Raw genomic sequence first — 26,261 nt, 5'->3', positions numbered from 1 at the left:
TTGCTGGGCAGCTCGGAGGCTGTCAGGTAGCGCGGGGCAGCTTGGGCCCAACTATTTAAGAGGACCTCCACTTGCCTATTTCTTTATTTCGCAAAGCCATGCTGGTCGCCGCCAGCCTGACGCTGGTGGCTGGCGCGCAGGCTGCACCGACCGTGCATATTTATAACTGGTCCGACTACATCGGTCAGAACACCCTGGCCGAATTTGAAAAAGCCACGGGCATCAAGCCGGTGTATGACGTTTTCGATTCCAACGAAACCCTGGAAGGCAAGTTGCTGGCCGGTCGCACCGGTTATGACGTGGTGGTGCCGTCCAACCACTTCCTGGGCAAACAGATCAAGGCCGGGGCTTTCCAGAAACTCGACAAGAGCCTGCTGCCTAACTACTCCAATCTCGATACGGCGCTGCTCAAGCGTCTGGAGATGAACGACCCGGGCAACCAGTACGCGGTGCCGTACCTGTGGGGCACCAATGGCATTGGCTACAACGTCGACAAGGTCAAGGCCGTGCTGGGCGTGGACAAGATCGACTCCTGGAGCGTGCTGTTCGAGCCGGAGAACATCAAGAAGCTCAACAGCTGCGGCGTGGCCTTCCTCGATTCTGCCGATGAAATGATGCCCACGGTCCTCAATTACCTGGGCCTGGATGCCAACAGCACCAACCCCCAGGACTACAAGAAGGCCGAAGCCAAGTTGCTGGCGGTGCGTCCCTACGTGACCTACTTCCACTCGTCCAAGTACATCTCGGACCTGGCCAACGGCAATATCTGCGTGGCCATCGGCTTTTCCGGCGACGTGTTCCAGGCCAAGGCCCGGGCCGCCGACGCTGGCAAGGGCGTGAACATCGCCTACGCGATTCCGAAGGAAGGCGGTGCCCTGTGGTTCGACATGCTGGCGATCCCCAAGGACTCGACCAACGTCAAGGAGGCTCACGCCTTCATCAACTATTTGCTGCAACCTGAGGTGATTGCCCAGGTCAGTGACTACGTCGGTTACGCCAACCCCAATCCCGGGTCGGACAAGCTGATGGAGCAATCCATTCGCACCGACGAAGCGGTTTATCCACCGCAAGCTGTACTCGACAAGACCTACGTGTCCATCGAGTTGCCACCCAATATCCAACGCTTGATGACCCGTAGCTGGACCAAGGTCAAGACGGGTAAGTAGTTCCACAGGCTCAAACTATCCAAGGTCCGCCCACGTGGGGCGGGCTGCAAATTTTGTTGGGAGTTTCGCAAATGGCAGTTGCCTCCGGCGCCTATAAGAAAGCCCTCGAGGGCGACCAGACACCTAAGCAGGTGCTGGTCAAAATCGACCGGGTCACGAAGAAGTTCGACGAGACGGTTGCCGTGGACGATGTGTCCCTGGAAATCAAGAAGGGCGAGATCTTCGCCCTGCTCGGCGGCTCGGGTTCGGGCAAGTCCACCTTGCTGCGGATGCTGGCCGGTTTCGAACGGCCAACGGAGGGGCGAATCTTCCTCGATGGTGTGGACATCACCGACATGCCGCCCTATGAGCGGCCGATCAACATGATGTTCCAGTCCTACGCGCTGTTCCCGCACATGACCGTGGCCCAGAACATCGCCTTCGGCCTCAAGCAGGACAAGATCCCAGCGGCCGAAATCGACGCCCGGGTGGCGGAGATGCTCAAGCTGGTACAGATGAGCCAGTATGCCAAGCGCAAGCCGCACCAGCTGTCCGGTGGCCAGCGCCAGCGCGTGGCCCTGGCTCGCTCCCTGGCCAAGCGTCCCAAGCTGTTGCTGCTGGACGAACCCATGGGCGCCCTGGACAAGAAGCTGCGCTCGCAGATGCAGCTGGAACTGGTTGAGATCATCGAGCGCGTAGGCGTGACCTGCGTCATGGTGACCCACGACCAGGAAGAGGCCATGACCATGGCCGAACGCATTGCCATCATGCACCTGGGCTGGATCGCCCAGATCGGCAGCCCGATCGATATCTACGAGACTCCGGTCAGTCGCCTGGTCTGCGAATTCATCGGCAACGTCAACATCTTCGAAGGTGAAGTGGTGGACGATGCCGAAGGTCACGCCCTGATCACCTGCAAGGACCTGGACCGCAGCATCTATGTCGGCCACGGCATCAGCACCTCGGTGCAGGACAAGTCGGTGACCTACGCGATCCGCCCGGAAAAGCTCCTGGTGACCGCCGAGATGCCGACCTGCGAGTACAACTGGTCCAGCGGCAAGGTGCACGACATTGCCTACCTGGGCGGCCACTCGGTGTTCTACGTCGAGCTGCCGAGCGGCAAGCTGGTGCAGTCCTTCGTGGCCAACGCCGAGCGTCGCGGCGCGCGGCCAACCTGGGGTGACCAGGTTTACGTCTGGTGGGAAGACGACAGCGGCGTGGTACTGCGCTCATGAACATGCGAAAGCTCAAGCGCCGACTCAATCGAATAATTCCCGGTGGCCGTCAGCTGGTCATCGGGGTTCCGTTCATCTGGCTGTTCCTGTTCTTCATGCTGCCGTTCTTCATCGTGCTGAAGATCAGCTTCGCCGAAGCGGACGTGGCCATTCCGCCGTATACCGAGATCTACAGCTACGTCGACCAGAAGCTGCAGGTGCTGCTCAACCTGGGCAACTACGCGATGCTCGGCGACGACGAGCTGTACATCGCGGCTTACCTCGGCTCGCTGAAGATGGCGTTCTTCAGCACCATCCTCTGCCTGCTGATCGGCTACCCGATGGCCTATGCCATCGCCAGTGCTCGTAAAGAGCTGCAGACGGTGCTGGTGCTGCTGATCATGATGCCGACCTGGACCGCGATCCTGATCCGCGTCTATGCCTGGATGGGCATCCTCAGCAACAACGGCCTGCTCAACGGCTTCTTGATGTCCATGGGCTGGATCAACGAGCCGCTGCAGATCCTCAACACCAACATCGCGGTGTACATCGGCGTGGTCTATTCCTACCTGCCGTTCATGATCCTGCCGCTGTACGCCAACCTGGTGAAGCACGACACCAGTCTGCTGGAGGCCGCGGCCGACCTGGGTTCGAGCACCTTCAACAGCTTCTGGAAGATCACCGTACCGCTGTCCAAGAACGGCATCATCGCCGGTTGCATGCTGGTGTTCATCCCGGTGGTGGGCGAGTTCGTGATTCCGGAACTGCTGGGCGGTCCGGAAACCCTGATGATCGGTAAGGTGCTCTGGCAAGAGTTCTTCAACAACCGTGACTGGCCGGTGGCATCCGCCCTGGCGGTGGTGATGCTGGCGATCCTGATTGTGCCGATCATCCTGTTCAACCGCAGTCAGGCCAAAGAAATGGAGGGCAAGGAATGAAGCGCTTCAGTTTCTCGAGCATGATGCTGGTGCTGGGCTTGTTGTTCATCTACCTGCCGATGCTGATCCTGGTGATCTATTCGTTCAACGCCTCGAAACTGGTGACGGTATGGGGCGGCTGGTCGATCAACTGGTATATCGGCCTGCTGGATAACACTCAGCTCATGGGCTCGGTCCTGCGCTCCCTGGAAATTGCCTGCTACACCGCCGTTGCCGCGGTGGCCCTGGGCACCCTGGCGGCCTTCGTCCTGACCCGGATCACTCACTTCAAGGGTCGCACCCTGTTCGGTGGCCTGGTGACGGCGCCGCTGGTGATGCCTGAAGTGATCACCGGTCTGTCGCTGTTGCTGCTGTTCGTGGCCATGGCCCAGGCGGTCGGCTGGCCTCAGGAGCGTGGGATCGTCACCATCTGGATCGCCCACACCACGTTCTGCGCGGCCTATGTGGCGGTGGTGGTGTCGGCTCGCCTGCGCGAGCTTGACCTGTCCATCGAAGAGGCGGCCATGGACCTGGGCGCGCGGCCGTGGAAGGTGTTCTTCCTGATCACCATCCCGATGATCGCGCCGTCCCTGGCAGCGGGGGGCATGATGTCCTTCGCCCTGTCCCTGGATGACCTGGTACTGGCGAGCTTCGTCTCTGGCCCTGGCTCCACCACCTTGCCGATGGAAGTGTTCTCGGCGGTGCGCCTGGGGGTCAAACCGGAGATCAACGCCGTGGCCAGCCTGATCCTGCTGGCGGTGTCCCTGGTGACCTTCCTGGTCTGGTTCTTCAGCCGCCGCGCCGAAGAAGCTCGCAAGCGCGCGATCCAGCAAGCCATCGAAGAGAGCGCTGCCGACTCCTGGAAGCAGCCTGACGTACGTCGGGCCCAGGCGCCGGAAGCGGTCTGACCTCAGGTTCGCAACACCTCAGGTTCGCAATAAAAAACCTCGCCCCGTAACCGGGAGCGAGGTTTTTTATTGCCCCATGCCGCCTGTTTCGCCGTAGGAGCCGGCTTGCCGGCGAAAGCGTTCGCGAGAGGCACGCCAGGCTTGCAGGCCTCTTCGCTGGCAAGCCAGCTCCTACGGGGCGGAGCGCTCAGGGGCGGCGCGCCGGCAGCAGCTTCAGGGTGCTGCGGGTGTTGGCGGTGACTTCTTCTTCGCTGAAGTGCGCCTGTTGGTAGACCCCTTCGATGTAGGCCTCGGCCTGGTCGTCGTAGTGCTTGTCGAACAGCACGCCGCTCTGGCCCACGGGGTTGATGGTCAGGCTGTGGGCCGGGTCGGCGAAGTCGATGATGCGCCGGGTCGAGGGGCCATACACCACGGACCAGGGTGCCGGGCCGATCTTGGCGGTGAGATTGTTCGGCACTTCATGGCTGCCCGGGGCGTCCAGGGGGCCGACGTTGAATACCCGGTCCAGAGGCTTCTGCATCCCCAGCGGGTGGCCGTGGGTCAGGGTATGGGCGCTGCCCCAGTGCCATTTCGCGGGGTTGGCGCCCAGGGTGCGCTTGAGGTGGTCGATGCTGGCGTGCCAGGCCACCTTGACGGTGTCGGCCCGGCTTTCACGCTGGGGCGTGGTGCGGTTGTCCCACCAGGGGGAATCGGGATCGGCCGCCAGCCGGGGCAGGGCAGCATCCACCACTCGGGCCTGGATCAGGGCATCGAAGTAGGCGTCACCGAGTTTTTCATGGAAGGTGGCGTTGGCCAGCTCGAACAGGAATTGGTTGAACAGGGTGGCGCTGGTGGAGTCCAGCGGGTAGTCGCCCTGCCACTTGGCCAGTTGCTCCACCAGCTTCAGTTCCTCAGGCGCGCCGACCACTTCCCGCAGCACGGGCAACAGCGGTGCCAGCAGGCGCGGCCCGTAGGCGGTTGTCGTGCCCAGCTGCAGCTTCTGGGTGTTTTCCAGGTCCCATTTCACGCTTTTGTCACTGAGCTGACGGTCCAGTTGCTGACCCCGGTCGGCGAGGTTGTAGTAGCCGGGGATCTCCATGCCGGTCGGGGAGACGGGCTGGAAGTTGGCGGAGACGATATAGCCCCGGGCCGGGTTCTCTTCCTGGGGGTTGGCGCTAAAGGGGTAGAAGCCCTCCTTGTCAGCCATGGCGGTGCTGCCGTCGAGCAGGAACGCCGGTTTCGCCCCGGTCGGGCGCTTGGGCAGCAGCGCCGCCGCCCACCAGCCGATATCGCCCTTGGCGTTAGCCCAGACAATGTTCAGTCCGGGGGCGTGGACCTTGGCGGAGGCCGCTCGGACCTTGGCCAGGGTATCGGCGCGGTTGAGCTGGTAGAAACCATCGAGGATCGGGTTGGGGGTTTCCAAAAAGCCCCACCACATGGCCACCGGGGCCTTGCCCACGGTGGTGCCGAGCATGTCGTTGATGATCGGGCCGTGGGGCGACTGGCGCAGGGTCAGGGTCACCGGCGCCTGGCCCTTGACTGCAATCTGCTGCTCGCTGCTGATCAGATCGACCCATTTGTCATGGAACCAGACCTGATTGGGGTTTTCCGGGTTGACCTTCTCGACGATCAGGTCGAGATCGTCGTTCTGGAACATGGTCAGGCTCCAGCCGAAGTCCAGGTTGTGGCCCAGGAAGGCGAAGGGCACCAGGGCTTGATGATGGCCGTAGAGTTCGAAGCCCGGCGCCGAAAGCTGCGCCTCGTACCACACCGACGGCAGGGAGTAGCGGATGTGCGGATCGCCGGCCAGCAGCGGGCGTCCGCTCTTGGTCCGAGCGCCGGCCACGGCCCAGGCGTTGCTGCCTTCGAATTGCGGCAGTCCGGCCTCGCTCAGGGCTTGCTGGCTCAGGAGGGCGATCTGCCCCAGGTCCTGCCAGTCGACAGCGGCCAGGGGCAAGGACGGTTGCGGCTTGCCTTTGGCCAGCACGCCCTTGGGCTGCCAGTCGAGGTCGAAGACTTTCAGGTAATCGTTGCCCAACTGGTCGCGGATGTAGGTCAAGAGCGGTTCGGTGCGAAAGGCCATGGCGAAGCTGTAGGCCATGAAACCGGCGACGCTGACGGTGTCTTCTGCGGTGAATGGCCGCTTGTGGATGCCCAGAACATCGAACTCCATGGGGCTGGCGTGGCTGTCCTGATACTGGTTGATGCCATCCAGATAGGCTTCCAGGGCCTTCCAGGCGGGAGACTGACGGTCGAGCCCGGCCACATAGCTGTCAGCGCGCTCGCGGATGCGCAGGCTGCGGAACAGTTTGTCGGTATCCAGTAGCTTGGGCCCTAGGACCTCTGCCAGTTCGCCCCGGGACAGGCGCCGCAAGACTTCCATCTGGAACAGTCGGTCCTGGGCGTGGACGTAACCCAGGGCGCGATACAGGTCGGTTTCGTTCTCCGCGCGGATATGGGGCACGCCACGCTCGTCGTAACGCACAGTGACCGAGCCTTGCAGGCCACGGACTTCCACCTGGCCCTGACGCGTCGGCTGCTTGCTGTAGAGATAACCGACGACACCCGCCAGCACGGCGAGGATCAGGACAGCGACGACGGTCAGGCTGCGTTTCATGCGGGCTCCTTGCTGTTGTTTTCAGTGCCGCCCTGGAAGAGCAGCAGAGATTTAGCACAAGTCATGGGCCTCGCGCAGGAGGCAGTCCTTGAATAGGCGCGAATGCCTTTAATTGGCAGTGACTGGCCAGGGACAGTAGCAGCCTACCGCCAGGGTGTGGGTGGCATTGATCTGGCGATGGTTCTCCAGCGCCTGGAGGATAGGCTCGATGAAGCTGTTGCTGGAGTTGCAGGTCAGGCCTTCGCTGTAGGGCCCGAAGTAGGCCAGCTTGCCGTTGCGGTCCCAGATCGCCACCGCCGGACTGGCGGGAATCTGTTCGGCGCCGGGCAGGCTGTCGAGGGGCTTCAGGCGGCCCAGGGTGGCGGGCAGTTGGCCGTGACTGCCGGGCTTCTGCACGGAATAGAACTCCACGCCCCGCGGACCATAGGTTTCGATCAGTTCAGCCAGGTGCTGCTGGTTGCCGACGTTGCAGGGGCAGGCCGGGTCCCAGAAGTGCACCAGGCGGATGGCCCCGGGGCCGGCCAGCTCGGCGGGCAGTTGCAGCGGGTCGCCGGAGAACACCGCGGTGTGTTCACTGAAGGCCCGCAGATAGCGTCCCTGGAACCAGTCGTAGGCGCACCACAGCACCACGGCGCAGATCAGGACGAGCAGGCTGGCAAGCAGGGAGGTGCGGTAAGGCTGGCGCATTAAGATCGGTCCTCGAAGGTCGCGTAGCTTGCCATGCTTGCCGCGACAGATGAATATCGCAGGCCTAGAAAGCCTGTTTTATCCCCGGTGCCCCCCGCTTTGGAAAATCCCATGTCCGTGACCTTCGACCCCGACCACCTGCGTGCCAGTCTGCAACCTCTGGTGGCTGGGCAGCCCTTGTCGGTGGAGGCCCAGGCCTATCAGCGCTTCTATGGGCTGGACTTCGCCGGACGGGCGCTCGTGCCACGTAGTCGCTTGGGGCGCTTTCAAGTGGAGGGCTACGAGGTGGTCACGCAGGTGTGGTGGCCGGAACAGCCACAGGCAACGCTGTTTCTGTTCCACGGTTTCTACGATCACATGGGCTTGTACCGGCATGTGATCGAGTGGGCTCTGCAGCGCCGCTTCGTGGTGATTTCCTGTGACCTGCCGGGGCATGGCCTGTCCAGTGGCGAGCGCGCCAGCATCGATGATTTCGCGGTGTATCAACAGGTACTGCAAGGCCTGTTCGCCGAGGCGCGGTCTCTGGAGTTGCCCCAGCCCTGGCACTTGTTCGGGCAAAGCACCGGTGGCGCGATCATCATGGATCACTTGCTCAACCAGGGCGCCGAGAGCCCGGCCCAGGGGCAAGTGGTGCTGCTGTCGCCCTTGGTGCGACCCCGAGCCTGGGGCTGGTCGATGCTCAGCTATTACCTGTTGCGGCCATTTGTCAGCGGCATTGCCCGGCGCTTCAGCGAGAACTCCAACGATCCGGATTTTCTTGCCTTCCTTCAGGCCGATCCGTTGCAGCCACAACGTTTGCCCACTGCCTGGGTCGGCGCGTTGGCGCGTTGGATCAAGCGGCTGGAAGCCGCCCCGCGCAGTTCAAGGCAGCCGCTGATCGTGCAGGGGCAGGCGGACATGACGGTGGATTGGGAGCACAACCTGCAAGTGATTCGCGGTAAGTTCACGGCCCCCGAGGTCTTGATGCTGCCGGAGGCGCGGCATCACCTGGCCAATGAAATTCCCTTGTACCGCGATCAGTACTTCGCCTTTCTGACCCAGCACGTTTGAGCCGCAGGAGATGGGTGTAGCCGCAGCCGTAGGCTGCGAACGGCCGGAAGAGTCGCTGGAGGTTCGGCGCTGGATTGCCTGGCAAGGTCCTGCGGAGTTTTGCGCAGCCTCGCGGGCTCGGCAGCGGCTACAGGTGAGTTGGCTGGATCAGGGGGCGAGGCTGGAGGTACTCTGGCCGACCGCCAGGCCGGCGCGAATCGCTGCCAGGGCTGCCTGGTAATAGGCCTTGCCCTCAGTGGATTCGGCGAAGGTTGCGAACTCTTCCAGCTCGGTGTCGGACAGGTCCCGGTAAACGTACAGCAGGGTGTTGTTCAGGTCGTTGCCGATCTGCTGCATCAATCGCTGGCGCTGACCGTTGAGCATGCCCTGGGCCTGCCCCCCTCCCAGCAGGCCGGGAATCATCTGGCTCAGGCTGTCTGCGGCGACTCCGGCGATCGCCAGGCTGACTTCCGCGCCGGCCTCCTTGGCCGGTAGTGCCTGGGCCAGGTGGCCGATGATCAATTGGCGGTTATCGCTGACCTGCATCTTCGGCAGGCCCTGAGCATTCTTGGCCAACTGGTCGCGACGGGTGGCCAGCAGTTCGGCGGCGACGATCTTGCGGCCCAGGGGCGACTGGAAGAAAGCCAGGGCGGGGGCGGGATTGGCGAGATGCCGGCGCAGTTGCTCTTCGGCGCGACGGTCCACGGCCTGGGGCGCAAAGCGCTGGTTACTGTTGTCCACCAGGGCCTGGTAGACCGCCGGCGGCAAGCTGTTCTGGTAGCGCTGCTGGGCGGCGCTGAGGGCATCGTTGAAATGCGCGCGCTGTTCCGGCCAACCGGCGACCTTGTACAACTGGTCGTGGCTGTCTGCCCAGGTAGGCAAGGCGCAGAACATCAACAGTGAGAAAAGCAAACGGCGCATAAGGACTCCTGTCAGCAGGCGACTATTCTCCGGGGCAAGGCGATGGTTGTCGAGAATTCGTATCAGGATCGCCCGCTAAAGTAATGAATGGAAAATGCATTGGAAAAAAATGCGTGATCCTCCGCTCTGTGGCTCTGTCAGATTTATCTGATGCTGGATACTATGCGCGCCATGCAAATACCCTCTGATCATCCGCTGTTGTTGCGTATCGTCGACGACCTGGCCGCCTGTGGCTGGTCGCAGCAGAATATTTTCCTGCCCGAGGGTCTGACCCTCGAACTGGCGGCTGAGTGCCGTAAACGTGCAATAGAAGGTGAACTGGCGCCTGCGGCGGTAGGGCGAGGCCCGGCTCAGGAGATACGCGAGGGTATTCGCGGCGACCATATCCAGTGGCTCGAGCCCGGCCAGGCCGAGGCCGTCGATACCTATCTGGGGTTGATGGACAGCCTGCGCGAGGCCCTCAATCGAGGCCTGTTTCTCGGGCTTGAGGATTTCGAATGTCACTTCGCGATGTACCCGCCGGGCGCTTTCTACAAGCGTCACGTGGATCGCTTTCGCGATGACGACCGGCGCATGGTGTCGGCCGTGATCTACCTCAACTCGCAATGGTTGCCCGAGCACGGCGGGCAACTGCGCATGTACCTGAACGATCAGGAGCCATACGATGTATCCCCCGTCGGGGGCCGGCTAGTGGTGTTTCTCTCTGGCGAGGTGCCCCATGAAGTCCTCCCAGCGACCCGGGAGCGCCTGTCCTTGACCGGCTGGTTCCGGCGTCGTGGTAACGAGCCGTTCTGATGATGCACAAGATTCTGGTCAGTCGCTGTCTGTTGGGCCACCGCGTACGCTACGACGGCGGTGCCAGCGGCCCCTTCGATCAATTGTCCAGCTGGTTGCAAGAGGGCCGGGTGGTTGCCTTGTGCCCGGAGGTGGCCGGCGGCTTGCCGACGCCACGGGCGGCCGCGGAGATTCCGGGCGGGCAAGGCGTCGAGGTGCTGGATGGCAAGGCTTCAGTGCTGACCTCTGAGGGGGAGGATGTCAGCGCCGAGTTTCTCTCCGGCGCCCGGCAAGCCCTGGAACTGGTGCGCAAGCACGGAATCCGTATCGCCGTACTCAAGGCCAACAGTCCGTCCTGCGGCAATGTGCTCACCTATGACGGCACCTTCAGCGGCATCAAGGTTCAGGGCGAGGGCGTGACTGCGGCGCTATTGCAGCGCCATGGCGTGCAAGTCTTCAGTGAGTTGCAGCTGCCCGAGGCCGCTGCTGCCCTGGCCGCCCTGTAGCCGCAGCGTGCGGCGGCTATCGGGCAAGGATTACTGCCCGGCTTCAGCCTTGGGCGGTTTGCTCGCATCCATGCCGAACCACTTCTCCGACAGGGCCATCAGTCGCCCATCGGCCTTGATCCGCTGCAGGGCGCTGTCCAGGCTCGCCTGGAACGCCGGGTTTCCTTTCTGGAAGGGAATCGCCAGGCTCAGGGTCGGGCCCACCTTGGCGCCTTCCTTTACGGGCAGGCGACTGTCGCGAATGGCATAGGGAATCAGCAGGCGGTCGCTGATGGCCGCGTCGATCTGTTTGTCCGCCACATCCTTGATCGGTTGCTGGGCATCGGCATAGCTGCGCAGGTTGATGCCTTCCACGGTCCGTGCCTGATCAACGAACTGGCTGCCCTGAGCCACGCCCAGCGCCTGGCCACGCAGGGCCTGGAGGGAAAACAGCGGGCGTTGTTCTTCCTTGCGCACGATCAACTGGGCGCTGGAATAGCTATAGGGCTCGCTGAAATCGAAACGATCCTTGAGTTCCGGGGTCACTGCTATGTGGTTGATGGCCACGTCGAACTTGCCGCTCTCCACACCTGGCAGCAACTCGGCCGCCGCGGTCACCACGAAGTCCGCGCGCACGTCCAGCTCACTGGCCAGCAACTGCCCCAACTCCACCTCGAAGCCGGTGAGTTTGCCGTCGTCCTTGAAGTTGAAGGGTGGCGTATTGGCTTCCAGGGCGATGCGCAGTTCCCCGCGGTCATTGATGTCGTCCATCAGTTCGGCTTGAGCGCCAGTGCTCACAAGGGGTAGCAAAAGTATCAGGCCAGGCAGGAAACGCATGGTCACTCCTTGAATTTATATGAGCGATGCGCCGTTCAGGCTCGCTTTGCTAAGGTGTTGAGTGCCTTCGACAACGAATCGCCACGAAGTTGTCATAACCGTAAAAGATTTGCGGAAAAACTGGAGAAGATAATGAAAAATTTTATGTCCCGTGCGGCCTTGGCCAGTCTGTTGCTTGGAGCCTCGATGCTGGCGGGCGCGGCGGATATTCCTCGTACTCAGGCACCAGAGGGCGCCAAGGTGTTCATCGTTTCACCTGCTGATGGAGCCACCGTGGACAAGACCTTCAAGGTCAAGTTCGGCGTTGAAGGCATTGCCCTGGCACCGGCGGGCGATCAGACCGCCAATACCGGCCACCATCACCTGCTGATCGATGTCGATCAACTGCCGGCCGAGAACCTGCCGATCCCGATGGACGCCAACCACCTGCATTTCGGCAAGGCCCAGACCGAAACCGAAGTGACCTTGACCCCGGGCAAGCACACCCTGCAGCTGGAGCTGGGCGACAAGAACCACGTGCCGTTCAGCCCGGTCATCGTCTCCAAGAAAATCACAGTAATAGTGAAATAATCGTAAACGCTGCGCAAAAAAAGGGAGCCTTGATGGGCTCCCTTTTTTGCGCAGCTAGCTGCAAGGTTTCAGCTACAAGCTGCAAGCCAGTTATGGCTTGCAGCTTGAAACTTGCCGCTGCTCTTAGAACAGCACACGGCAACGGATGGTGCCGTTGATGTGCTGCAGCTTCTCTTGCGCCAGGTCCGAGTACTCGGCGTCGACGTCGATCACCACGTAGCCGACCTTTTCGTTGGTCTGCAGGAACTGACCGGAGATGTTGATGCCGTTTTCGGCGAAGACCTTGTTGATCTCGCTCATCACACCCGGGATGTTCTCGTGGATGTGCAGCAGGCGGTGCTTGCCAGGGTGGGCCGGCAGCGCCACTTCCGGGAAGTTGACCGAGGAGACCGAAGTACCGTTGTCGCTGTACTTGACCAGCTTCTCTGCCACTTCCAGGCCGATGTTGGCTTGGGCTTCAGCGGTGGAACCGCCGATGTGCGGAGTCAGGATCACGTTGTCCAGGCCGCGCAGCGGGCTTTCGAACTCTTCGTCGTTGGAGCGCGGTTCAACCGGGAACACGTCGATGGCCGCGCCGATCAGGTGCTTGTCCTTGATCGCGTCCGCCAGGGCGTCCAGCTCAACCACGGTGCCGCGAGCGGCGTTGATCAGGATGCCGCCTTTCTTGATGGCACGGATTTCCTTTTCGCCGATCATCCACTGAGTGGCCGCGGTTTCCGGCACGTGCAGGGTGACGATGTCGGACATGCCCAGCAGCTCGTGCAGGTTGCCCACCTGGGTGGCGTTGCCCAGTGGCAGCTTGGTCACGGTGTCATAGAAGAACACCTGCATCCCTAAGCCTTCGGCCAGTACCGACAGCTGAGTACCAATGGAGCCATAACCGACGATACCCAGCTTCTTGCCGCGGATTTCGAAGGAGTTGGCCGCGCTCTTGATCCAACCGCCACGGTGGCAGGAAGCGTTTTTCTCAGGGATGCCGCGCAGCAGCAGGATGGCCTCGGCCAGTACCAGTTCGGCGACCGAACGGGTGTTGGAGTAAGGCGCGTTGAACACCGCGATGCCGCGCTCGCGAGCGGCGGACAGGTCAACCTGGTTGGTGCCGATGCAGAAGCAACCCACTGCGACCAGTTTCTTCGCGTGGTCGAAGATCTCTTCGGTCAGTTGAGTGCGGGAGCGAATACCGATGAAGTGTGCATCGGCGATCTTTTCCTTGAGCTGGGCTTCCGGCAGAGAACCGGTGAGGTACTCGATGCTGGTGTAGCCGGCGGCCTTGAGGACGTCGACAGCGGATTGGTGGACGCCTTCGAGGAGAAGGAACTTGATCTTGCTCTTATCGAGAGAAGTCTTGCTCATCTGCGTAAACCTGTGTCCCGGAGAAAAATGGCAGGGAAATGGACAGCTTGAGCTGACCTGGACGGCATGCAACCGCCACCGCAGAAAGGCCCTTGGGCACTCTCTAGCGGGGGCGGTATGCTAGCATACGCGCCCCGCTAAACACTCATTCCTGCGACGTGAAGCGTTCTCAGGATGACCATGAATTGTTCGAGAGTTCTGTCGATGACCAATCCTGCCCTGATTGATGAGCTGAAGACCCTGGTTGAGCCTGGCAAGGTGCTGACCGACGCTGACTCCCTGAATGCTTACGGCAAGGATTGGACCAAGCACTTCGCCCCGGCCCCCACGGCCATCGTGTTCCCCAAGACCACCGAGCAGGTCCAGGCCATCGTGCGCTGGGCCAATCAGCACAAGGTCGCGCTGGTGCCTTCCGGCGGGCGGACCGGGCTCTCGGCCGCTGCCGTGGCAGCCAACGGCGAAGTGGTGGTGTCCTTCGACTATATGAACCAGATACTCGACCTGAACCTGACTGACCGCACCGCGGTGTGCCAGCCGGGGGTGGTCACCGAACAACTGCAGAACCTGGCGGAAGAAAATAGCCTCTACTACCCGGTGGACTTCGCTTCTGCCGGCTCCAGTCAGATTGGCGGCAATATCGGCACCAATGCCGGTGGTATCAAGGTGATTCGCTACGGCATGACCCGCAACTGGGTGGCCGGCATGAAAGTGGTCACCGGCAAGGGCGACGTGCTGGAGTTGAACAAGGACCTGATCAAGAACGCCACCGGCTATGACCTGCGCCAGTTGTTCATCGGCGCCGAAGGCACCCTGGGCTTCGTGGTCGAGGCCACCATGCGTCTGGATCGGGCGCCAAAGAACCTCACCGCCATGGTGCTCGGCACCGCCGATTTCGACTCGATCATGCCGGTGCTGCACGCTTTCCAGAGCAAGCTCGACCTGACCGCCTTCGAATTCTTCTCCGACAAGGCCCTGGCCAAGGTCCTGGCCCGTGGTGACGTGCCGGCTCCCTTCGAGTCCGACTGCCCGTTCTACGCCTTGCTGGAGTTTGAAGCGACCACTGAAGAAGTGGCCAACCACGCCCTGGAAACCTTCGAGCATTGTGTCGAACAGGGTTGGGTGTTGGACGGGGTGATGAGCCAGAGTGAAACCCAGTTGCAGAACCTGTGGAAGTTGCGGGAATACATCTCCGAGACCATTTCCCACTGGACCCCTTACAAGAACGATATTTCGGTCACTGTTTCGAAAGTGCCGGCTTTCCTTAAGGAAATCGACGCCATCGTCGGCAAAACACTATCCGGACTTCGAAATCGTCTGGTTCGGTCACATTGGCGACGGCAACCTGCACCTGAACATCCTCAAGCCGGACAACCTGAGCAAGGACGAGTTCTTCGCCAAGTGCGCCACGGTCAACAAGTGGGTATTCGAAACCGTCGAGAAGTACAACGGTTCGATTTTCCGCCGAGCATGGCGTGGGCATGACCAAGCGTGATTACCTGACCTACAGCCGCTCGCCGGTTGAGATCGAGTACATGAAGGCAGTCAAGGCAGTGTTCGATCCGAACGGCATCATGAACCCGGGCAAGATCTTCGCTGTTTGAGTGCAAGCAGCGCCCTGATGAAGCACACGAGCAGGAGTCGGTAATGAGCTATCAGCACCAGTATGTCGACGGTACCCGGATTCATTTCCCTCTGGGCAAGGTGGTTTGCATCGGTCGTAACTACGCCGAGCACGCCAAGGAGCTGGACAACCCGGTTCCCACCGAGCCCCTGCTGTTTATCAAGCCCGGCAGTTGCGTGGTGCCGCTGGAAGGTGGTTTTGCCATTCCCACCGAGCGCGGCTCGGTGCACTACGAGGCGGAAATCGCCGTGCTGATCGGCAAGCCATTGTCCACCAAGCCCAGCCGCGAAGAAGTGCTGGACGCCATCTCCGGTTTCGCCCCGGCCCTGGACTTGACCCTGCGCGACAAGCAGGCCGAGCTCAAGGCCAAGGGCCTGCCTTGGGAAATCGCCAAGTCGTTCGATGGCGCGGCGGTTATCGCGCCATTCGTGGTGGGCAGCAGTTTTGCCGACCTGACGGATATCGGCATTCGCCTGACCATCAACGGTGAGGTACGCCAGGACGGCAACAGCAGTGACATGCTCAATCCCATAGTGCCGATGATCCAGTACATGGCCGGCTGCTTTTCCCTGCAGGCCGGCGATGTGATTCTCACCGGCACCCCGGTTGGCGTCGGGCCGCTGAATGTCGGTGATGAACTGGTGCTGGAGCTGCCGGGCGTCAGTCGCTTCACCAGCAGCGTCCGTTGATCGGGAACTTTCTACGAGGACCCGGGAATCCGGCACACCTCGTAGAAAGATCATGGCCTTTTACTGTTTTTTCACATTCGTTCCGGATAATTCCTAGGTCTATGGTTCGCCGATCTGAACACTGCGTGCTATCAACCATGGCTGACCTCTGGAATTCTTGTGATGGGCGCTCCTCCTCTGACTAAGCCTCTCGGCAGTCGTATGTCGCGTATTCGCCTGCGCATGCGCTGGTACTCCTGGCTGCTGCTGGCGGGTGTGATCTGCTATGGCGTTGCCAGTCTCCTGCATTGGGACGACCGTGGTGCGCTCTGGGTGCAGGAGCGGTTTGTCAGTCCTTCCGAGCGCAGCGCCAGCATCTGGCTACCCGGTTACCGCGTGGTCATCGATGCCAAGGCGCTGCCTGGCATGGAGAGCGATGAAGCGTCGGATCTCTCCTACAACCCGCAGACCAAAACTTTGTTTTCGGTAATGGGCAAGCATCCGTTCCTGGCGGAGCTGACCCTGCAAGGCGACGTCCTGCGCAAGATCCCTCTGGTGGGCTGGAGCAACCCGGAAGGGGTGGCAGTCTTGGAGAATGGCTTACTGGCGATAGTCGATGAGCGTCAGCATTCGCTGGTGATCGTCAAAGTTGATGCCAGTACCAAAGAGCTGAACATCGCCGATTTTCCGACCTACGACCTGGGCCCTTCGGAAGATCAGAACAAGGCTTTTGAAGCCATTGCCTGGAACCCGCGCAAGCAGCAACTGCTGTTGGGCGAGGAGCGTCCAGCGGCACTCTTCACCTGGAGCAGCGATGGCAGCCAGGCGCTCAAGGGCAGCAAGCAGAAACTCGCCAGCGAGGAGCTCGACTTGCGTAACCTCTCGGCCCTGGGCATTGACCCGCGCACCGGTCATACCCTGGTGCTGTCCGCCGACTCTCATCTGTTGCTGGAGCTGGACGAGCAGGGTGAGCAAGTCAGCTTCATGGCCTTGCTCGGCGGCTTCAACGGCCTGCAGAACACCATTCCCCGGGCCGAAGGCGTGGCCATGGATGAGGCCGGCAACCTGTACATGGTCAGCGAGCCCAATCTGTTCTATTGCTTCGAGAAGCAATGATCTCCTGGTCCGGCGCCTTTGCCGGATCGTCGATTAAGCTTGAATTCAGACGGCTGTGATATTTCATCAGCCTGTCCTGATTTCGAGTTCGCCCGCCATGTATCGTCTGACCCGCTTGCAACCTCTCTATCTGATCCTCTGCCTGATGGCGGTGCTGCTTGCCGCGTTTGCCCACAACCATCGGTTGTGGCAGCGCGCCTGGTTCGACTGGCAATCCTACTGGCAAGTGACGGCCCCGCAATCTCTGGGCCTGGGTGATTATCGAGTGGTACTGGAGGCGCAGCCTATCGAGGGGCTGGATGAGGTTTCGGCACTGACCTACGATCCGCTGCGCAACAGCCTGTTCACCGTGACCAACAAGAATTCCGAGCTGGTAGAGCTGTCCCTGGACGGGCAGGTCCTGCGGCGTATTGCTCTGCTGGGCTTTGGTGATCCGGAGGCAGTGGAGTTCATCAGCGCCAATACCTATGTGATCAGCGATGAACGGCAGCACCGGCTGATCAAGATTCAGCTGGACGACGAAACCACCGTGGTGGATGCGGCAGAGGCCGAGCAGATCACGCTCGGTGTGCATCTTTCGGGGAACAAGGGCTTTGAAGGCCTGGCTTACGATTCACAGGGCCAGCGCTTGTTCGTCGCCAAGGAACGCGACCCGATGCTGATCTATGAGGTGCAGGGCTTTCCCCATCACGATCCGGAAAAATCCTACGGGGTGCATGTGCTGAACAACCCCAAGCGGGATGCCGGGCTTTTTGTACGCGACCTCTCCAGCCTGCAATACGACGAGCGCAGCGGCCATCTGCTGGCCTTGTCGGACGAGTCGCGCCTGGTGGTGGAACTGGACGTCGACGGGCGCCCGCTGAGCACCCTGGCATTGGGCAAGGGCCGCCAGGGCCTGAGCAAGGCCGTGCCCCAGGCCGAAGGAATAGCCATGGATGACGACGGCACCCTGTATCTGGTGAGCGAGCCGAACCTGTTCTACGTCTTCAAGAAACCTGAACTGTAGAGGCGGTCGGGCGGCATTCTGCTTGCCGGCGAAGAGGCCCTTGGGACGGCCTTCGCCGGCAAGCCTGAGCCTACCCGCAGGGCAGGCTCAGGCCTTGAGGGTTTTCACCCCTTCGGCCGTACCCAGCAGCAGTACATCCGCAGGGCGCGCGGCGAACAGGCCGTTGGTGACCACGCCAACGATGGCATTGATCTGGCGTTCCAGCTCCACCGGGTTGGTGATCTGCATGTTGTGCACGTCGAGGATGATATTGCCGTTGTCGGTGATCACCCCTTCGCGGTACACCGGGTCGCCGCCCAGTTTTACCAACTCGCGGGCCACGTGGCTGCGGGCCATCGGGATCACTTCAACTGGCAGTGGGAAGTTGCCCAGCACCGGTACCAACTTGCTGGCGTCGGCGATGCAGATAAAGGTCTTGGCCACGGCGGCCACGATCTTTTCCCGGGTCAGGGCTGCGCCGCCGCCCTTGATCAGGTTCAGGTGCTCGTCGCTCTCGTCGGCACCGTCGATGTAGAACTCCAGGTCGCTGACGGTGTTGAGCTCGTACACCGGAATGCCGTGGCCCTTGAGGCGTGCGGCGGTGGCTTCAGAGCTGGCTACGGCGCCATCGAAGGCGCCCTTGTGCAGGGCCAGGGCATCGATGAAGCAGTTGGCGGTGGAGCCGGTGCCGACCCCGACGATGCTCTTGTCATCGAGTTTCGGAAGGATAAGGTCGACGGCGGCCTGGGCGACTGCCTGTTTGAGTTGATCCTGGGTCATGCGGGCTCCGAAGCGGGCAATGGGGGGGCACAAAGGCCGGCATTATAGGCGCCGCGACAGATCCGGTCATTGCCCGTTTGGCTAATCGGCCAGGCTGGGCGGGAGAGTTGGCAATCCGCAGGAGGGCGGCGAGGGCGCCGGCTAAAACCTCTGTATTCGTGTGGTCGCCCGGGCAAACGCTGGGTTAGACTCCTTGGCCCTGCCCAACCCGCTCAGTGATGCTTTCCGATGCTCGAACAGTACGTCAAGAAGATCCTCACCTCGCGCGTTTATGACGTTGCCGTAGAAACCCCATTACAGACTGCCCGCCAGCTCTCCGAGCGGCTGGGCAATCAGGTCTGGCTCAAGCGCGAAGACTTGCAGCCGGTGTTCTCGTTCAAGATTCGCGGCGCCTACAACAAGCTGACCCAACTCAGCGACGCCGAACGCGCCCGTGGCGTGGTCACCGCATCGGCGGGCAACCATGCTCAAGGCCTGGCCCTGGCGGCCAAGGTGCTGGGGGTCAAGGCCACCATCGTGATGCCCAAGACCACGCCGGAGATCAAGGTTGAAGGCGTGCGCTCCCGCGGCGGCAAGGTGGTGCTGCATGGCGACTCTTTCCCCGAAGCGCTGGCCTATTCGCTGAAGCTGGTGGATGAAAAAGGCTACGTCTATATCCATCCTTACGACGATCCCCACACCATTGCCGGGCAGGGCACTGTGGCCATGGAGATCCTGCGTCAGCACCCGGGGCCACTGGACGCGATTTTCGTGCCGGTGGGCGGCGGCGGGCTGATCGCCGGTATTGCCGCTTATGTGAAGTACCTGCGTCCTGAGATCAAGGTGATCGGTGTCGAGCCGGACGACTCCAACTGCCTGCAAGCGGCCATGGCAGCGGGTGAGCGGGTCGTGCTGCCGACGGTGGGCATTTTCGCCGACGGCGTGGCGGTGGCGCAGATCGGTCAGCACACCTTCGATATCTGCAAGGACTATGTGGATGAAGTGATCACCGTCAGCACCGATGAAATCTGTGCGGCAATCAAGGACATCTACGACGATACCCGCTCGATCACCGAACCTGCCGGCGCTTTGGGCGTTGCGGGGATCAAGAAGTACGTCGAGCAGCGCGGTATCACCGGGCAGACCCTGGTGGCCATCGATTCCGGGGCCAACGTCAATTTCGACCGCCTGCGCCACGTTGCCGAGCGCGCCGAGCTGGGCGAGGGCCGCGAAGCCATCATCGCCGTGACCATTCCCGAGAAACCGGGCAGCTTCAAGGCGTTCTGCGAGGCGGTGGGCAAGCGTCAGATCACCGAATTCAACTACCGCTACAACACCGGCAGCGAAGCCCACATCTTTGTCGGCGTTCAGACCCACCCGGAAAACGATCCGCGCAGTGCCCTGGTCGCCAGTCTGACCGAGCAGGGTTTTCCGGTGATCGACCTGACCGACAACGAACTGGCCAAGCTGCATATCCGTTACATGGTCGGTGGCCATGCCGAGAAGGTCAGCGACGAAGTGGTGCTGCGCTTCGAGTTCCCGGAGCGTCCGGGGGCATTGTTCAACTTCCTCAACAAACTGGGCGGGCGCTGGAACATCTCCATGTTCCATTACCGTAACCATGGTGCGGCCGATGGCCGAGTGGTCGCCGGCCTGCAAGTACCGGCCGATGAACGTCATCTGGTACCGGCGGCTCTGGAGCAGATCGGCTATCCGTACTGGGATGAAAGCGATAACCCGGCTTATCAGCTGTTCCTCGGCTGAGCGACTACGCTGAGGATCGGAGCCTTAAGGAAGCGAGAACATGGAAACACTGACCACGCTGAAGACGCTTCATGTGCTGGCTACCGTGCTGCTCTTGGGCAGTGCGCTGGGTTTGGCGATCTGGGTCTGGCGCTTGCGCCGCCAAGGTGATGCGACGGTCTACAGTCGCGTGCTGCACCGCCCGGGACTGTTCGGCTGGCTGCTGCTGGCGGTGGGTTTGCTGGCCCTGCCATTCAGCGGCTGGTGGCTGGTTCATCTGGTGGGTTGGCCGCTGGGGCAGACCTGGATTCTGGGCTCCAGTGTGCTCTACACCCTGGGCGCTCTGGCCTGGCTCTGGCTGATGGTGCGCCTCAACCGCCTGCGTCTCGCCAAGGTCGCCAGTGGCCTGACCTTCACCCTGGCGCTGGCGATCTTCAGTGCGGTGTGTTTCGTCACCATTGCTGGCCTCATGGGCGCCAAGCCGGTCTAAGCCTTAAGGATTGCCATGAAGGTTGTTCTGGTGGGGGCGACAGGGTTTGTCGGCCGTCATCTGCTGGCGGCGTTGCACGCTGCCGGCCATCAACTCATCGCCACCAGTCGCCATCGGCAAACCCGGAGTCTGCCTGGCGTGCAATGGCGGCAACTGGACCTCGATCGCCTGGGCCTTGAGCCCCAGCCTTTTGACTTGCCCGCTGATACCGACCTGTTGATCAACGCTGCCGGGTTGTTGAGCAATGATGCCCAGGCGTTGACCCTGACTCAGGATCTGGGGACTCGTGCGCTGTTTGATCTGGCGGCGGCCCGGGGTGTGCGGGTGTTGCAGATTTCCGCCTTGGGCGCCGGCCAGCAGCCGCAAGTGCCGTTTCTGGCGAGCAAGGCGGCTGCGGATGATTACCTGCTGCGCCTGGGGATTCCGGCCGTGGTGTTGCGGCCATCCCTGGTGCTCGGCGCGGGTGGCGCCAGCAGTGGCTGGCTGGCCCGGCTGTCGCCCTGGCCGCTGATTCCATTGTTGTCCGCCAAGGCCCGAATGCAGCCCCTGCATGTGGATGACCTGAGTGCTGCCGTGCTTGCGTTGATCGGACAATGGCCCGCGCAGTCCATGGTGCTGCCGCTGGTTGGCCCTGAACGGCTGACCATGGCGCAGTTGCTGGATCGTCTGCGTGCGGCCCAGGGCTGGGCCCCGGCGCGCTACTTCCAGTTGCCCTCAGTGGTCCTGGCGCTGGTCGCAAGGATTGGGGAGCGCCTGGGCTGGCGGGCCCTGAACCGGCAGAGCCTGAGCATGGCCCGTTGCGACAACCTGGGGGACCCTGAAGTACTGGCGTCGGTCTGCGGTTATCACGCCGCGCCCTTGGCAGCCCGTCTGCAAGACTGGCCGCAGGCCGCGCAGAGCACCCAGTTGGCCCTGCGACCGTTGCTGCTGGCGGTCATGGTGCTGATCTGGCTGGGTACGGCGGTGGTGTGCATCGGTCCCGGCTATGACTGGGGCTTGCGGATCATGGCCGAGGCCGGGGTGCAGGGCGCCTGGGCGGTACTGGCGGTGATCGCGGGATCGCTCTGCGACGCGGTGCTGGGTGTCGGTCTGCTGCTGCGGCGTTGGCGCCGGCGGGCCCTGCAGGCGCAGCTCGCACTGATGCTCGGCTACACCCTGATCATCAGTCTGATCCTGCCGCATTTCTGGTTTGACCCTTATGCCGCCGTGGCCAAGAACCTGGTGCTGATGGTGGCGACCCTATGGCTGTTGTGGACTGAACCCCGTCGATGAGTGCTTATCTGCTGTTGAAAACCCTGCATATCCTGTCCTCGACCGTTCTTTTCGGCCTCGGCGCGGGCTCGGCCTATTACGCACTGCGGGCCTGGCGCAGCGGCAAGCTGGAAGTGATTGCCGTGACATTCAAGCATTTGGTGTTCGCCGATTGGGCCTTTACTGCAACGACGGCCGTCTTCCAGCCGTTGAGTGGGCTGGGATTGGTGCATCTGGCGGGCTGGCCGATCCAGCAAGCCTGGCTGATGTGGAGCTTGGGGCTCTATGTCCTGGCGGGGCTGTGCTGGTTGCCGGTGGTCTGGTTGCAGATCCGGGTGCACAAGATGGCTGAGCAGGCGCTGCGGGACGGCGTGCCGATGCCACTGCGGGCCAATCTTTACATGCGCTGGTGGTTCGCCTTGGGCTGGCCGGCGTTTCTGGCCTTCATGGCGATTTTCTATCTGATGGTGGCCAAGCCGGTTTAGCAGCCTTCGCCGGCAAGCCGGCTCCTACGGCTTGTAGGAGCCGGCGCAGCGCTCAATCCCGCAGGCTGATCACCTGCCAGCCGCGCTTCAGAGCCTCGGCCCGCAGGTTTGGATCAGGGTCGACGGCCACTGGGGTGGCCACTTGCTCCAGCAACGGCAGATCGTTCATCGAGTCGCTGTAGAAGTAGCTGCCTTCCAGGTCATGACCGGTTTCTTCCAGCCAGCGCTGCAGGCGGATGACCTTGCCTTCACGGAAGCACGGTACGTCGGTGCTGCGTCCGGTGTAGCGGCCGTCCTGCATTTCGCATTCGGTGGCGATCAGGTGTTCCACCCCCAGGCGCTCGGCGATCGGCGCGGTGATGAAACGATTGGTGGCGGTGATGATCACCAGCTTGTCGCCGGCCTCGCGGTGCTGGGCCAGCAGGGCCTGGGCCTTGGGCAGCAGGATGGGCTCGATGCAGTCGCGCATGTAGTCGCGATGCCATTGCTCAAGCACGGCCATCTCGGTGCGGCCGAGGATTTCCAGGCAGAAGTTCAGGTAGGCGGCGTTGTCGAGTTTGCCGGCCAGGTAGTCCTGGTAGAACTCGTCGTTGCGGGTCTTGTAGGCGACGGCGTCGAGGAAGCCCCGCTCGCACAGGTAGTCGCCCCAGGCGTGGTCGCTGTCGCCGCCCAGAAGCGTGTTGTCCAAGTCGAATAAAGCCAGGCGCATTGCAGTTACTCGCTGAAAAGTCGCGGAAAAAGGTGCCCAGAATACGGTCTTTTCACAAGAGTGCACATAAGGTAAGCAGCCTCGTTGCTGCATTCCCAAGCTTTGTGGAACAATGCGGCGACATGCGTTTGCGAGGTTGTAGCCGTGATCGACCCCGATGGTTTCCGCCCCAATGTCGGGATCATTCTGACCAATGATGCCGGACAGGTGCTATGGGCTCGCCGTATCAATCAAGATGCCTGGCAGTTTCCTCAAGGGGGCATCAACCCCGACGAGACGCCGGAAGACGCCTTGTATCGCGAGTTGAACGAAGAAGTGGGGCTGGAGCGCGAAGATGTGCAAATTCTCGCCTGCACCCGGGGCTGGTTGCGCTATCGTTTGCCGCAGCGCCTGGTCCGGACCCACAGCCAGCCGCTGTGCATCGGCCAGAAACAGAAATGGTTTCTCCTGCGCCTGATCTCCAACGAGCAGCGGGTGCGGATGGATTTGACCGGTAAACCGGAATTCGATGGCTGGCGCTGGGTCAGTTATTGGTATCCGTTGGGCCAGGTGGTGACATTCAAGCGCGAAGTGTATCGCCGCGCTCTCAAAGAGCTTGCCCCGCGCCTTTTAGTGCGCGACTGACGACGGAGTTCGACCCCGAGCCATGCTCAATACGCTGCGCAAGATCGTCCAGGAAGTTAACTCCGCCAAGGATCTCAAGGCGGCGTTAGGGATTATTGTATTGCGCGTCAAAGAGGCCATGGGCAGCCAGGTCTGCTCGGTCTACCTGCTGGACCCGGAAACCAACCGTTTTGTGCTGATGGCCACCGAAGGCTTGAACAAGCGTTCCATCGGCAAGGTCAGCATGGCCCCCAACGAAGGCCTGGTGGGCCTGGTGGGCACGCGGGAAGAGCCCCTCAACCTGGAAAACGCCGCCGATCACCCGCGTTATCGCTACTTCGCCGAAACCGGTGAGGAGCGTTATGCCTCGTTCCTCGGCGCCCCGATCATTCACCATCGCCGCGTAGTCGGTGTTCTGGTCATCCAGCAGAAAGAGCGCCGCCAGTTCGATGAGGGCGAAGAAGCCTTCCTGGTGACCATGAGCGCGCAACTGGCCGGGGTGATCGCCCACGCCGAGGCCACCGGTTCGATCCGCGGCCTGGGGCGTCAGGGCAAGGGTATTCAGGAAGCCAAGTTTGTCGGCGTGCCAGGTTCCCCCGGCGCCGCGGTAGGTAGCGCGGTGGTGATGTTGCCACCGGCTGATCTGGATGTGGTCCCGGACAAATACATCACCGACATCGACGCTGAACTGGCGCTGTTCAAGACCGCCCTGGAAGGGGTGCGCGCCGATATGCGGGCGTTGTCGGAAAAACTCGCGACCCAACTGCGTCCGGAAGAGCGCGCGCTGTTCGACGTCTATCTGATGATGCTCGACGACGCCTCCCTGGGCAGCGAAGTGAAGACCGTGATCAAGACCGGGCAATGGGCCCAGGGTGCGTTGCGCCAAGTGGTCACCGATCACGTCAACCGTTTCGAACTGATGGACGACGCCTACCTGCGCGAGCGCGCCTCGGACGTCAAGGACCTGGGGCGGCGGCTCCTGGCCTATCTGCAGGAAGAGCGCCAGCAGACCCTGGTCTACCCCGACAACACCATCCTGGTCAGTGAAGAACTGACCCCGGCCATGCTCGGCGAAGTGCCGGAAGGCAAGCTGGTGGGGCTGGTCTCGGTGCTGGGTTCGGGCAACTCCCACGTGGCCATCCTGGCCCGGGCCATGGGCATTCCCACGGTGATGGGCCTTGTCGACCTGCCGTACTCCAAGGTCGATGGCATCCAGATGATCGTCGACGGCTATCACGGCGAGGTCTATACCAACCCCAGTGACGTGCTGCGCAAGCAGTTCGCCGATGTGGTGGAAGAAGAGCGGCAACTGGCCCAGGGCCTGGACGCATTGCGCGACCTGCCTTGCATCACCCCTGATGGCCACCGCATGCCGCTGTGGGTCAACACCGGCCTGCTGGCCGATGTGGCCCGGGCGCAGAAGCGCGGTGCCGAGGGCGTAGGCCTGTATCGCACCGAAGTGCCGTTCATGATCAACCAGCGTTTTCCCAGCGAGAAAGAACAGCTGGCGATCTATCGCGAGCAGTTGGCGGCCTTCCATCCGCAACCTGTGACCATGCGCAGCCTGGACATCGGTGGCGACAAGTCGCTGTCGTACTTCCCGATCAAGGAAGACAACCCCTTCCTCGGCTGGCGCGGCATCCGCGTGACCCTCGACCACCCGGAAATTTTCCTGGTGCAGGCCCGGGCCATGCTCAAGGCCAGCGAGGGCCTGAACAACCTGCGCATCCTGCTGCCGATGATTTCCGGTATCCATGAGCTGGAAGAAGCCCTGCACCTGATCCACCGTGCCTGGGGTGAAGTCCGCGATGAAGGCACTGACGTGCCCATGCCGCCAGTGGGGGTGATGATCGAGATTCCGGCGGCGGTGTATCAGACCCGGGAATTGGCGCGCCAGGTGGACTTCCTCTCGGTGGGCTCCAACGACCTGACCCAGTACCTGCTGGCGGTAGACCGCAACAACCCGCGGGTCGCCGACCTCTACGACTACCTGCATCCGGCCGTGCTGCAAGCGCTGCAGAACGTGGTGCGTGATGCCCACGCCGAAGGCAAGCCGGTGAGCATCTGTGGCGAAATGGCCGGTGATCCGGCGGCGGCGGTGCTGCTGATGGCCATGGGTTTCGACAGCCTGTCGATGAACGCCACCAACTTGCCGAAAGTGAAGTGGATGCTGCGTCAGATCAACATGAGCAAAGCCAAGGAACTGCTGGACGAGATGATGACCATCGACAACCCGCAAGTTATCCACAGCTCGCTGCAATTGGCGCTGAAGAAACTCGGCCTGGCACGGATGATCAATCCGGCTTCGAGCAAGACCCTGTAATCGAAGTATTTGCTTCGCCGGCCAGCCGACTCCTACAACGGCCTGTGTAGGAGCCGGCGTGCCGGCGAACGC

24 protein-coding genes and 1 pseudogene are annotated in these 26,261 nt (G+C 61.9%); 18 read left to right on the top strand and 7 right to left on the bottom strand.

Annotated elements, in window-relative coordinates; genetic code table 11:
• Positions 1-71 precede the first annotated feature (71 nt).
• From LOY69_RS28735 to LOY69_RS28720, 4 genes are all read left to right on the top strand, one after another.
• The gene (locus LOY69_RS28735) at positions 72-1,166 is read left to right on the top strand and encodes a polyamine ABC transporter substrate-binding protein (protein ID WP_110652456.1); all 1,095 of its coding nucleotides are present in this window, start codon (positions 72-74) and stop codon (positions 1,164-1,166) included.
• 71 nt (positions 1,167-1,237) lie between these two features.
• Positions 1,238-2,380: an ABC transporter ATP-binding protein gene (locus tag LOY69_RS28730; protein WP_041120308.1), complete on the top strand. Its 1,143-nt coding sequence runs from the start codon at positions 1,238-1,240 to the stop codon at positions 2,378-2,380.
• Between the two features lie 35 nt (positions 2,381-2,415).
• The gene (locus LOY69_RS28725; RefSeq protein ID WP_170001853.1) at positions 2,416-3,297 is read left to right on the top strand and encodes an ABC transporter permease subunit; all 882 of its coding nucleotides are present in this window, start codon (positions 2,416-2,418) and stop codon (positions 3,295-3,297) included.
• The gene (locus LOY69_RS28720) at positions 3,294-4,184 is read left to right on the top strand and encodes an ABC transporter permease subunit (protein ID WP_102862142.1); all 891 of its coding nucleotides are present in this window, start codon (positions 3,294-3,296) and stop codon (positions 4,182-4,184) included. Before LOY69_RS28725 ends, LOY69_RS28720 begins: the two co-directional genes overlap by 4 nt.
• 187 nt (positions 4,185-4,371) lie before the next feature.
• On the opposite strand, the gene LOY69_RS28715 is transcribed toward LOY69_RS28720, so the two are convergent.
• Together LOY69_RS28715 and LOY69_RS28710 are read right to left on the bottom strand one after the other, a co-directional pair.
• Entirely contained in the window at positions 4,372-6,780 is a 2,409-nt protein-coding gene (locus LOY69_RS28715; protein WP_102881211.1) for a penicillin acylase family protein, read from the bottom strand.
• 108 nt (positions 6,781-6,888) lie between these two features.
• The gene (locus tag LOY69_RS28710; protein ID WP_115581164.1) at positions 6,889-7,467 is read right to left on the bottom strand and encodes a DUF6436 domain-containing protein; all 579 of its coding nucleotides are present in this window, start codon (positions 7,465-7,467) and stop codon (positions 6,889-6,891) included.
• Positions 7,468-7,578: 111 nt separating this feature from the next.
• Here LOY69_RS28710 and LOY69_RS28705 point away from each other — a divergent pair, with 111 nt between their 5' ends.
• Entirely contained in the window at positions 7,579-8,517 is a 939-nt protein-coding gene (locus LOY69_RS28705; RefSeq protein WP_102862139.1) for an alpha/beta hydrolase, read from the top strand.
• Positions 8,518-8,664: 147 nt separating this feature from the next.
• On the opposite strand, the gene LOY69_RS28700 is transcribed toward LOY69_RS28705, so the two are convergent.
• Positions 8,665-9,417 carry a DUF2059 domain-containing protein gene (locus LOY69_RS28700; RefSeq protein ID WP_110652452.1) on the bottom strand — a complete coding sequence of 251 codons (753 nt, stop codon included), beginning with the start codon at positions 9,415-9,417 and terminating at the stop codon, positions 8,665-8,667.
• Positions 9,418-9,579: 162 nt separating this feature from the next.
• Here LOY69_RS28700 and LOY69_RS28695 point away from each other — a divergent pair, with 162 nt between their 5' ends.
• Positions 9,580-10,212, top strand: coding sequence for a 2OG-Fe(II) oxygenase (locus LOY69_RS28695; protein ID WP_265074924.1), 633 nt, complete (start codon positions 9,580-9,582; stop codon positions 10,210-10,212).
• Between the two features lie 2 nt (positions 10,213-10,214).
• Positions 10,215-10,697, top strand: coding sequence for a DUF523 domain-containing protein (locus LOY69_RS28690; protein WP_102881473.1), 483 nt, complete (start codon positions 10,215-10,217; stop codon positions 10,695-10,697).
• A gap of 30 nt (positions 10,698-10,727) precedes the next feature.
• Here LOY69_RS28690 and LOY69_RS28685 read toward each other — a convergent pair whose 3' ends face one another.
• Complete coding sequence (locus LOY69_RS28685) at positions 10,728-11,513, bottom strand: transporter substrate-binding domain-containing protein (RefSeq protein ID WP_253084056.1); 786 nt, start codon at positions 11,511-11,513, stop codon at positions 10,728-10,730.
• Positions 11,514-11,645: 132 nt separating this feature from the next.
• Here LOY69_RS28685 and LOY69_RS28680 point away from each other — a divergent pair, with 132 nt between their 5' ends.
• A complete protein-coding gene (locus LOY69_RS28680) occupies positions 11,646-12,083 on the top strand; it encodes a DUF4399 domain-containing protein (protein WP_102881207.1) in 438 nt (145 codons plus the stop codon).
• Positions 12,084-12,206: 123 nt separating this feature from the next.
• Here LOY69_RS28680 and serA read toward each other — a convergent pair whose 3' ends face one another.
• Positions 12,207-13,436, bottom strand: coding sequence for a phosphoglycerate dehydrogenase (gene serA, locus LOY69_RS28675; protein ID WP_011064084.1), 1,230 nt, complete (start codon positions 13,434-13,436; stop codon positions 12,207-12,209).
• 204 nt (positions 13,437-13,640) lie between these two features.
• Between serA and LOY69_RS28670 the strand changes: the two are divergent.
• The 4 genes and pseudogenes from LOY69_RS28670 (at position 13,641) to LOY69_RS28655 (ending at position 17,847) form a co-directional block, all read left to right on the top strand.
• Positions 13,641-15,037: pseudogene (locus LOY69_RS28670) on the top strand (FAD-binding oxidoreductase).
• A 43-nt stretch (positions 15,038-15,080) separates the two neighbouring features.
• A complete protein-coding gene (locus LOY69_RS28665) occupies positions 15,081-15,746 on the top strand; it encodes a fumarylacetoacetate hydrolase family protein (protein WP_102862133.1) in 666 nt (221 codons plus the stop codon).
• Positions 15,747-15,908: 162 nt separating this feature from the next.
• Positions 15,909-16,841: an SdiA-regulated domain-containing protein gene (locus LOY69_RS28660; RefSeq protein ID WP_413787135.1), complete on the top strand. Its 933-nt coding sequence runs from the start codon at positions 15,909-15,911 to the stop codon at positions 16,839-16,841.
• 97 nt (positions 16,842-16,938) lie between these two features.
• Positions 16,939-17,847: an SdiA-regulated domain-containing protein gene (locus LOY69_RS28655; protein ID WP_102862131.1), complete on the top strand. Its 909-nt coding sequence runs from the start codon at positions 16,939-16,941 to the stop codon at positions 17,845-17,847.
• A gap of 87 nt (positions 17,848-17,934) precedes the next feature.
• Here the strand turns inward: LOY69_RS28655 and rpiA are convergent, their stop codons facing one another.
• The gene (gene rpiA / locus LOY69_RS28650) at positions 17,935-18,606 is read right to left on the bottom strand and encodes a ribose-5-phosphate isomerase RpiA (RefSeq protein ID WP_102881205.1); all 672 of its coding nucleotides are present in this window, start codon (positions 18,604-18,606) and stop codon (positions 17,935-17,937) included.
• Positions 18,607-18,834: 228 nt separating this feature from the next.
• Here rpiA and ilvA point away from each other — a divergent pair, with 228 nt between their 5' ends.
• Genes ilvA through LOY69_RS28630 form a run of 4 tightly spaced genes read left to right on the top strand, consistent with a single transcriptional unit; the run spans position 18,835 to position 22,554 of the window.
• Positions 18,835-20,349 (top strand): threonine ammonia-lyase, biosynthetic, encoded by a 1,515-nt coding sequence (gene ilvA / locus LOY69_RS28645; protein ID WP_110594292.1) that lies wholly within the window; start codon positions 18,835-18,837, stop codon positions 20,347-20,349.
• Between the two features lie 40 nt (positions 20,350-20,389).
• Positions 20,390-20,818 carry a DUF2269 family protein gene (locus LOY69_RS28640; protein WP_110594294.1) on the top strand — a complete coding sequence of 143 codons (429 nt, stop codon included), beginning with the start codon at positions 20,390-20,392 and terminating at the stop codon, positions 20,816-20,818.
• A gap of 15 nt (positions 20,819-20,833) precedes the next feature.
• Positions 20,834-22,090, top strand: a complete 1,257-nt coding sequence (locus LOY69_RS28635) for an SDR family oxidoreductase (protein ID WP_102881202.1) — start codon at positions 20,834-20,836, stop codon at positions 22,088-22,090.
• Positions 22,087-22,554, top strand: a complete 468-nt coding sequence (locus LOY69_RS28630) for a DUF2269 family protein (RefSeq protein ID WP_102862127.1) — start codon at positions 22,087-22,089, stop codon at positions 22,552-22,554. The genes LOY69_RS28635 and LOY69_RS28630 overlap by 4 nt, the downstream gene beginning before the upstream one ends.
• 52 nt (positions 22,555-22,606) lie before the next feature.
• Here the strand turns inward: LOY69_RS28630 and LOY69_RS28625 are convergent, their stop codons facing one another.
• Complete coding sequence (locus LOY69_RS28625; protein WP_102862126.1) at positions 22,607-23,263, bottom strand: HAD family hydrolase; 657 nt, start codon at positions 23,261-23,263, stop codon at positions 22,607-22,609.
• Positions 23,264-23,407: 144 nt separating this feature from the next.
• On the opposite strand from LOY69_RS28625, the gene LOY69_RS28620 reads away from it, so the two are divergent.
• The gene (locus LOY69_RS28620) at positions 23,408-23,887 is read left to right on the top strand and encodes an RNA pyrophosphohydrolase (protein WP_011064073.1); all 480 of its coding nucleotides are present in this window, start codon (positions 23,408-23,410) and stop codon (positions 23,885-23,887) included.
• A gap of 22 nt (positions 23,888-23,909) precedes the next feature.
• The gene (ptsP, locus tag LOY69_RS28615; RefSeq protein ID WP_102862125.1) at positions 23,910-26,189 is read left to right on the top strand and encodes a phosphoenolpyruvate--protein phosphotransferase; all 2,280 of its coding nucleotides are present in this window, start codon (positions 23,910-23,912) and stop codon (positions 26,187-26,189) included.
• Positions 26,190-26,261: the final 72 nt, after the last annotated feature.

The organism is Pseudomonas sp. B21-059 (assembly GCF_026016285.1).
Lineage (GTDB): Bacteria > Pseudomonadota > Gammaproteobacteria > Pseudomonadales > Pseudomonadaceae > Aquipseudomonas > Aquipseudomonas danubii.
Note: the sequence above shows the minus strand (reverse complement) of the source record. Positions and strands in the feature narration are given on the sequence as shown.

Excerpts from the sequence above, each read along its gene's own strand:
- LOY69_RS28730 (WP_041120308.1), top strand. The coding sequence starts at position 1,238 with ATGGCAGTTGCCTCCGGCGCCTATAAGAAAGCCCTCGAGGGCGACCAG.
- LOY69_RS28720 (WP_102862142.1), top strand. The coding sequence starts at position 3,294 with ATGAAGCGCTTCAGTTTCTCGAGCATGATGCTGGTGCTGGGCTTGTTG.
- LOY69_RS28715 (WP_102881211.1), bottom strand. The coding sequence starts at position 6,780 with ATGAAACGCAGCCTGACCGTCGTCGCTGTCCTGATCCTCGCCGTGCTG.
- LOY69_RS28710 (WP_115581164.1), bottom strand. The coding sequence starts at position 7,467 with ATGCGCCAGCCTTACCGCACCTCCCTGCTTGCCAGCCTGCTCGTCCTG.
- LOY69_RS28705 (WP_102862139.1), top strand. The coding sequence starts at position 7,579 with ATGTCCGTGACCTTCGACCCCGACCACCTGCGTGCCAGTCTGCAACCT.
- LOY69_RS28700 (WP_110652452.1), bottom strand. The coding sequence starts at position 9,417 with ATGCGCCGTTTGCTTTTCTCACTGTTGATGTTCTGCGCCTTGCCTACC.
- LOY69_RS28695 (WP_265074924.1), top strand. The coding sequence starts at position 9,580 with ATGCGCGCCATGCAAATACCCTCTGATCATCCGCTGTTGTTGCGTATC.
- LOY69_RS28690 (WP_102881473.1), top strand. The coding sequence starts at position 10,215 with ATGCACAAGATTCTGGTCAGTCGCTGTCTGTTGGGCCACCGCGTACGC.
- LOY69_RS28685 (WP_253084056.1), bottom strand. The coding sequence starts at position 11,513 with ATGCGTTTCCTGCCTGGCCTGATACTTTTGCTACCCCTTGTGAGCACT.
- LOY69_RS28680 (WP_102881207.1), top strand. The coding sequence starts at position 11,646 with ATGAAAAATTTTATGTCCCGTGCGGCCTTGGCCAGTCTGTTGCTTGGA.
- serA (WP_011064084.1), bottom strand. The coding sequence starts at position 13,436 with ATGAGCAAGACTTCTCTCGATAAGAGCAAGATCAAGTTCCTTCTCCTC.
- LOY69_RS28665 (WP_102862133.1), top strand. The coding sequence starts at position 15,081 with ATGAGCTATCAGCACCAGTATGTCGACGGTACCCGGATTCATTTCCCT.
- LOY69_RS28660 (WP_413787135.1), top strand. The coding sequence starts at position 15,909 with ATGGGCGCTCCTCCTCTGACTAAGCCTCTCGGCAGTCGTATGTCGCGT.
- LOY69_RS28655 (WP_102862131.1), top strand. The coding sequence starts at position 16,939 with ATGTATCGTCTGACCCGCTTGCAACCTCTCTATCTGATCCTCTGCCTG.
- rpiA (WP_102881205.1), bottom strand. The coding sequence starts at position 18,606 with ATGACCCAGGATCAACTCAAACAGGCAGTCGCCCAGGCCGCCGTCGAC.
- ilvA (WP_110594292.1), top strand. The coding sequence starts at position 18,835 with ATGCTCGAACAGTACGTCAAGAAGATCCTCACCTCGCGCGTTTATGAC.
- LOY69_RS28640 (WP_110594294.1), top strand. The coding sequence starts at position 20,390 with ATGGAAACACTGACCACGCTGAAGACGCTTCATGTGCTGGCTACCGTG.
- LOY69_RS28635 (WP_102881202.1), top strand. The coding sequence starts at position 20,834 with ATGAAGGTTGTTCTGGTGGGGGCGACAGGGTTTGTCGGCCGTCATCTG.
- LOY69_RS28630 (WP_102862127.1), top strand. The coding sequence starts at position 22,087 with ATGAGTGCTTATCTGCTGTTGAAAACCCTGCATATCCTGTCCTCGACC.
- LOY69_RS28625 (WP_102862126.1), bottom strand. The coding sequence starts at position 23,263 with ATGCGCCTGGCTTTATTCGACTTGGACAACACGCTTCTGGGCGGCGAC.
- ptsP (WP_102862125.1), top strand. The coding sequence starts at position 23,910 with ATGCTCAATACGCTGCGCAAGATCGTCCAGGAAGTTAACTCCGCCAAG.